General features: G+C 52.7%; 6 protein-coding genes. All 6 read right to left on the bottom strand.

Features of this window, described 5'->3' with window-relative positions; all coding sequences use genetic code 11:
* Positions 1-324: 324 nt before the first annotated feature.
* A complete protein-coding gene (locus tag QZR21_RS07390; RefSeq protein WP_296098914.1) occupies positions 325-756 on the bottom strand; it encodes an EamA family transporter in 432 nt (143 codons plus the stop codon).
* Between the two features lie 3 nt (positions 757-759).
* Complete coding sequence (locus QZR21_RS07385) at positions 760-1,194, bottom strand: hypothetical protein (protein ID WP_296098912.1); 435 nt, start codon at positions 1,192-1,194, stop codon at positions 760-762.
* Positions 1,195-1,290: 96 nt separating this feature from the next.
* A complete protein-coding gene (locus QZR21_RS07380; RefSeq protein WP_296098909.1) occupies positions 1,291-2,445 on the bottom strand; it encodes an aminotransferase in 1,155 nt (384 codons plus the stop codon).
* A gap of 21 nt (positions 2,446-2,466) precedes the next feature.
* A complete protein-coding gene (locus QZR21_RS07375; RefSeq protein ID WP_296098906.1) occupies positions 2,467-2,952 on the bottom strand; it encodes a YbaK/EbsC family protein in 486 nt (161 codons plus the stop codon).
* A gap of 144 nt (positions 2,953-3,096) precedes the next feature.
* Positions 3,097-5,832, bottom strand: a complete 2,736-nt coding sequence (locus QZR21_RS07370; RefSeq protein WP_296974673.1) for a YadA-like family protein — start codon at positions 5,830-5,832, stop codon at positions 3,097-3,099.
* Positions 5,833-6,043: 211 nt separating this feature from the next.
* Positions 6,044-6,694, bottom strand: coding sequence for a histidine phosphatase family protein (locus QZR21_RS07365; protein WP_296098902.1), 651 nt, complete (start codon positions 6,692-6,694; stop codon positions 6,044-6,046).
* Positions 6,695-6,850 lie beyond the last annotated feature (156 nt).

Genomic DNA, 6,850 nt, shown 5'->3' with positions numbered 1-6,850 from the left:
TCAGCTTCGAACCCTGTGCAGCTTTAAATAAAATTATTTTTGTCGTTTACTATAGCTGCTAGCGGCTAGCTGCCAGGAAGGCTGATTCGCCTGCGGCGCTACCCACTCGATATTTCCATCAGTCATTCGTGCCGTAGGCTGGCCAGCTTTCCTGGCAGCCAGGAGCGAGCTATTTAAGGAGAGTTATGACGAAGCAGCGCATAAAAATCCTTATGAAATCTGACTCTGCGAATTAATCAGCGCTTCCCTAGCAGCTAGAAGCCCCCGCACGAATGGCTCTATCCGTAAGCATCGCCCTAACAGCGGGGCAAACTGAAATATTCCTTACCCGCCCCAGACGATGCAGGCGATACCAGCAAGGGCCATCACCATGCCCAGAAGCTGGCGGAGCTTCAGCTTTTCCCCATATACCAGAGCTCCCACCACGAGGAGGGCCACCACAATGAGACTGTTGCTGACGATGAAAGAGGAATGGACGGACCACCCCGCCCGGTACATGTACACTACCCCCAGCTCGATACCCACGATAGCCGCTCCCAGCCCCAGGGCCGAAGGGTTCCAGGAAAAAATTTCCTTCTTTCGATTCTCCCCTTTCGGTGCCAGCAGTACATAGAGCATATAGGACGTGAGGGACGCGGACAGATAGGTTACCGTCAGTGCCGACAGGGGATGCATGCCGCCGGAAATTTCTTTGATTCCCAGCTGGTAAGCCACACTGCAGGCAGCAATGAGAAAAACGGGCCACCAGAATTTCATGGTTCACCTCACGATACAGAACATGCCGCAGCTGGCAAGAATAAGGCCCAGGAACTGGAGAGCCGAAAGGGATTCCCCGTAGAAGAAACAGCCTGCCAGGAGGAGCGCTGCCACAGTGAGGGCCGTATACACGATAAATCCTATATTCATGGCCCAGCCTTTGCGGTACATGTAAATCGTCCCCACTTCAAGGCCCGTAATGGAAATCCCCACGAGGAAGGCCGCCGGATGGGCAGAAAGGATTTCAGTAAGGATATGCCCCTCCGGCACAAGGGCCTCAAAAAGGACTGCGCAGAGGGAAGCACTCACCAGGTACGTGGTTCCCAGGGCTGCCAGAGGGCTTTTATGGGACGACAAAGTCCTGGCGCAGATCTGGTATATCACGTCTGCTCCCACTACAAGGAATACGGGCCACCAGAGGGCAAACAGTTCTTTCATAGGACCTCCCTGTAAAAAAAGGTATTCCCTCCATTACCGGCAGCAATAGAAGAAATACCTGATGAAACAATCCCTGCCTTTACGGGCAGGAAATTTTTATTGATGAAGACGGCGGAGTCCTTCTTTTTCAAGGATCCGCAAAAATTCGCTGACATGGGAAAGCCCTTCCTCCAGCAGGTCCGGATCATGGGCATAGCCTACCCGGAAGGAATGGGGCTCATCGAAACAATCCCCGGGCACATTGAAAGCGCCGGTTTCATAGTACATGCGATGGCAGAACAGTCTCGAAGAAATATCCGCATCGTAATACACCAGGGCCATGGTGCCTGCCTTCGGCTTCACGAAAGACACCGCTTCTTCTTCCCCCACCCATTTTTCCAGGATAGGAAGATTATGGCGCACAATCTGCCTGTTCCGGTCCAGAATCTTATCCTTATAAGAAAGAGCCAGCGCCGCTACGGCCTCATCGAAAAGGCTGCAGCTCACAAGGTCATAGTCCCGGACCCGCCGGAACTGGGCCAGGGCTTCCCGGTCCCTGGTGGCCAGCCATCCAAGGCGGAGCCCCGCCAGGGAAAAGGCCTTGGACATGGAACCGGTGGCGATTCCCTTTTCGTAAAGGTCCGCCACCGACGGGCATTCGTCCCCATCCTCCTGGGATACGCCGGCATAGACTTCATCGCAGAAAAGATAGGCCCCCGCCTTGCGGGCGATCTCCACGATTTCCTCCATCATTTCCTTTGGAATGAGAGAGCCCGTAGGATTATTGGGGTTATTGAGGCAGATCATGCGCACGCCCCGGGATGCCGCTTTCCGCAGCGCATCCAGATCCGGCAGGTAACCATTTTCTTTGCGCAGATGAAGCACCGTCACCTGGGCTCCTAAAGAACGGGGCGCTGAATAGAACTGCTGGTAGCTTGGAGTAAACGCAATGACCCGGTCTCCGGGGCGGATCAGGGAAAAGAAGATATGCTGGTTTCCGCCGGTGGCTCCATGTTCCGTAAGAATTTCTCCAGGTCCTATATGGTCATAGAGGGAAGCGATTTTCTCCTTCAGCGCCGGACTCCCCCAGATGGGACCATAGGTCTGCTCCCTTTGGAAAAAGCGCTCCATAAATGCATTCCGGTCTTCTCCGGTCATGGTAAAAAGCTCATCCAGAGTCAGCGGCTTTGCGCAGGTATCGGTAATATTATACCGGGCTCCTTCCTCATACCGGTCCATCCAGTCTTCAACACCAAACTGTTCAACAATCATTGCACACTCCCCTATGATCAATCACTGCTTCTCTTCATCCTGCCAGTTCTTGCATACATCCACCCAGCCCTGGGATTTTGCATACTTTTCCAGTTCCTCCACGTGGAGTTTCACCGCACTGTGGTCTGTACCTGCTGCGGGATAGACGATATCAAACCGCTTCAGCGACACATCCAGGTATACCGGCACTCCCTCCGGCAGGCAGAACGGACAGACCCCGCCGGGACGGTGGCCGATATACCGCTCGCATTCCGCGCCGGGGATCATCTTCGCCTTCTTGTGGAAGGTCTCTTTAAACTTGTGGTTATCGATACGGGCATCTCCGGCCACTACCACAATGAGAGGCTTGTCCTCCAGAAGAAAGGACATGGTTTTCGCAATCCGGGCCTCTTCCGTTCCCAGAGCCTGCGCCGCCAGGGCCACGGTGGCACTGGACTCTTTGAGATCGATACACCGGTCACCAAGACCGAAGGAATCAAAATAGGCTTTTACTTTTTCGAAGGACAAAAGAATCCCCTCCTTTTCCGTCATAATAATTTACTATACCACGGATAGGGAGGGGGAGCAAGAAAATCCCCACATCCATAAAAGGAGCAAAACAAAAAGTGCAGCCTTCTGCCGTGGGCTGCACTTTTCAGGAAAGAGCACCGGTTATTTCGCCTTCAGTGCCCTGACTTCTTTCTTCAATTCTTCCACTTCCGCCTTCAGTTCTTCCACTTCTTCACTGCTTCCTGCAGAAACGGCGCCATCACTGCCTGGTCCTACGCGGAAGGTGACGCCCACATTACCGGCTGATTTACGATCACCGCCAAATGTGCTTGATGCGCCCAGGGAAACCATGACATTCCTGTTCGGATGATAGAAGGCGCCAAGGGCCATAGCCTGCTTACCATCATAGGTTCCTGCCGCAGCACTCAGCTGGAAACGGGAACCGCTGCCATCATAGTCAAGAGGATGCAGCCCTGCCAGCGCAGAAGAAAGGGCTCCCACGCTGTCCACTTCCCGGTTCAGGCTGTGGACGCTGCTGTTCAGGTGTTCGATGGAATCCGCATTCTGACGAATGGCTGCACTATTCTGCTCGATGGCGGAACTGTTCTGACTGATAGCCGCCGCATTGGTCTGGGCTGCTGCTGTCACCTGCCCAACGGTTGCGGCATCATGACTATCTTTACCATCTGCCACATTGACCAGGCGGTTGAAAGAATCACTCTGATAGGTCTCACCGGATTCGATCTGTGTCTTAGGATCACCGTTTTCATCGAGTACGGGATTCCCATTTTCATCTGTAACCTGGGAGATAACCAGGGACGAAGGATCCAAATCTCCTTTTTTATGGCCAAAGGAAATTGTATTATCTTCGCCGGCATAGGCTTCATTCCCCAAAGCCAGGGAATTTTTACTGGCTGCATAACTGTTTCTGCCAAGGGCACCGGAATTCTCCCCTGTGGCCACGTTGCCGCTGCCGGCAGTAAAGGAGCTTTCTCCGATAGAAGCGTTATTGAAGCCGCCAAGAACGGCAGAATTCAGTCCGCCGGCTGTATTGGTATTGCCACCAGCTACGGTAGAACCATTGCCATACGCTGTATTCTGAAAGCCACCGCCAATAGTAGAATTCTGACCGGAAGCTGTATTGGACTGGCCACCGCCTACGGCTGCATAGTCATTGGATGCCTTATTGACGAAACCACCGGAAACCGTGGAAAGATATCCCGAAGCCTCGTTACTGTTGCCACCGCCGATAGTAGAGTAATCACCGGAAGCTCTGTTTTCGGTACCACCGGCTACGGTAGAGTTTTCCCCCACCGCCGTTGTCGGATCATCAGCATCTACAGCACTGCGGCCATTGATGTTATGAATATAATTTTTCACCTGACCCACTGTAGCTCCATCGGTATCATTAATACCGTCAGCGACATTGATCAGCCGTCTTGTAACCTGACCGTTATCGCCAGAAGTGGAGCCAAAGGAGACAACGCCGTTCTTGTCGCTCGCCTTGATGTCAGAAGCATTGACTTCACTGCCATGACCAAGAGCGACGGAATCCACAGCATCCTCGGTGACTCGGGCCCCTTCACCAATAGCCGTACCACCTTCAGACTGGCTGAGACCTGCCGTACCGACTACTGTACTGTTCTTGGCATTTTCTCCGACAAGATATTCTCCGCCGCCGCCAAGGCCGTCTTCACTGTCGTATTCATAGAGACCGCCAATAGCGATGCTGTTAACGGAGCCTGAAGAAATCTTAGCCTCTGTACCGATGGCAATAGCATTCTTTGTTTCTACACTGGCACTCTTGCCGACAGCTACGCTATCTTCTTTACTGACCGAGCTGCTTTCACCAATAGCTACACCGTGTTGGGCTCCTTCAGCAATATTGCTGTTGTAGCCGATAGCTGTTGACCGTTCAGCATTATCACCAATTTCAGCAACATCGCCGATGCTGACGCTCATACTGGAATTGGTGCCGACAGATGGATCGCCGAAGCCTGTATTGCCGATGGCCGTACTGTAGTTGGAATTCGATTTTCCCGGGACAAGTCCAGCTTTTTTAAAGCTGCGGGTTTCTGTGGAATGATCCAGGGCATCCGTCGTTTTCATAGTGATGTCATCGACATCCTGGGTAGCAGTTTTGGCAGCCGTAGCGATAGCCGTATTCATCTGTCCCACGGTAGCGGCATCGGTATCGGTGGCACCATCGGCCACATGGATGATGCGGCGGGTACTGCTGCCGGCCCCAACGGAAACGACGCCGTTCGTATCGGTTGATTTCAAATCCGATTTATAAACCGTGCTCCCGGCACCAAGGGCAATGGAGTCATCGGCTCCTGTTTCTACATCGGCACCTACGCCGAGGGCCGTTGACTTCGTGGCTTTAGCATGGCTGCCTTCGCCGAAAGCAGCGGCACCCGCAGCTTCAGCACTGCTCTGTTCGCCAAAAGCGGTCCCCTGGTCACCTGTCACCTTACTGCCATAGCCAACGGCAGTGCCCTGCTTTGCCTTAACCTGGGCCCCGCCGCCGAGGGCCGTTGCATTTGCACTTTCAAAATCGCTGTTGCTGTTCGATACATCTACGTCAGCACCGGCACCGAGGGCAACACTGTTTTTGCCGCGGACAGAAGCAGATGAACTCATAGATCCATTCTGGCCACCACCGATGGCTACCGAATTCGTATCGGCAGCTGATTTTTCATTCCAGCCATTGGCACTGTTGTACACCTTGCCCGGAGTAATGCCGGCTCCCACAAGGCCCCGGCTGCCGCCTTTTACAGAAATATTAACTTCACTGGCATTGATAACAGAATCTGCTGCCATGACAGACGTGGACAGGGAAAATGTGCAGAGTGCGGCCACAGCCATGGCGCAGGCCGCTTTTTTACTGATATGCATTTTGGATTCTCCTTTGCTGAAACCCACGGATAAGATACATTTTCAGTATAAAAAACAACTGTCTAAGCCATGCAAACCTTCAGAAAATTTTCTGCCTTCTCTGTCATTAAAAAGTAATATCCGTATTAATAAGATATCTAATAATCCAGCCAATAAAAAAGCACCGGCTAAATCACCACTCGATTCAATCGGTGCCCGACCTGATCAGTTTTTACTTTTTCACTCTCCCAAAGGGAACTTTCATCTTCAACCGTTCCGGGATATAGTCATCTTCTGCCCATTTTACAATTTTCATGGTTTCCTGTTCATCTACGTCCACTTCACAGAGAGCGCAGTTGCCGATGGGGTGTTTCCACAAATCGTTCAATGGATATCCGGCGATTTTGAAGAGGATCGTGCTGAGGCAGCCCATATGGGAAACGAGGAGCACCGTCTTTTCCCTTTCCTTCTCCGCAATCCGCCGGAAAGCGGCAAAGGCCCGTTCCTGCACATCCGCAAACGTCTCGCCCCCATCGATATGGACTTCCCCCGGCTTCGTTCTCCACAGGTCGTACTGCCCGGGATAGAGAGCATCCATTTCATCGGGCGTGTGGCCGTCCCAGCGGCCCAGGTTGATTTCAATGAGTCCCTTTTCTTCCATGAGGGGAATATCCCTTTCTCCCCTGATGATTTCTGCCGTATCCGCCGCCCGTTTCAAAGGGCTTGTATAGATGGCGTCCAGCGGTATGGATTCAAATTTCCGGGCCGCAAAGGAAGCCTGCTCCCGTCCCTTCTCGTTCAAAGGAATGTCGCTCCATCCCTGCATGCGGTGCGCTGCATTCCACTCCGTTTCTCCGTGCCGTACCATATAGATTGTAGTCATAGTGCCCTCCTTTTCTCTATTGTACCATGAAGGAAGATGGAATATTTCAGTTTATCGAGCTGTTAGGGCGATACTTACGGATAGAGTCATTCGTGCGGGGGCTTCTAGCTGCTAGCTCCTGGCTTCCAGGAAAGATGGCCAGCCTACGGCACGAAT

The sequence above is a fragment of the uncultured Dialister sp. genome (genome assembly GCF_900541605.1).
Classification (GTDB): domain Bacteria; phylum Bacillota; class Negativicutes; order Veillonellales; family Dialisteraceae; genus Dialister.
Note: the sequence above shows the minus strand (reverse complement) of the source record. Positions and strands in the feature narration are given on the sequence as shown.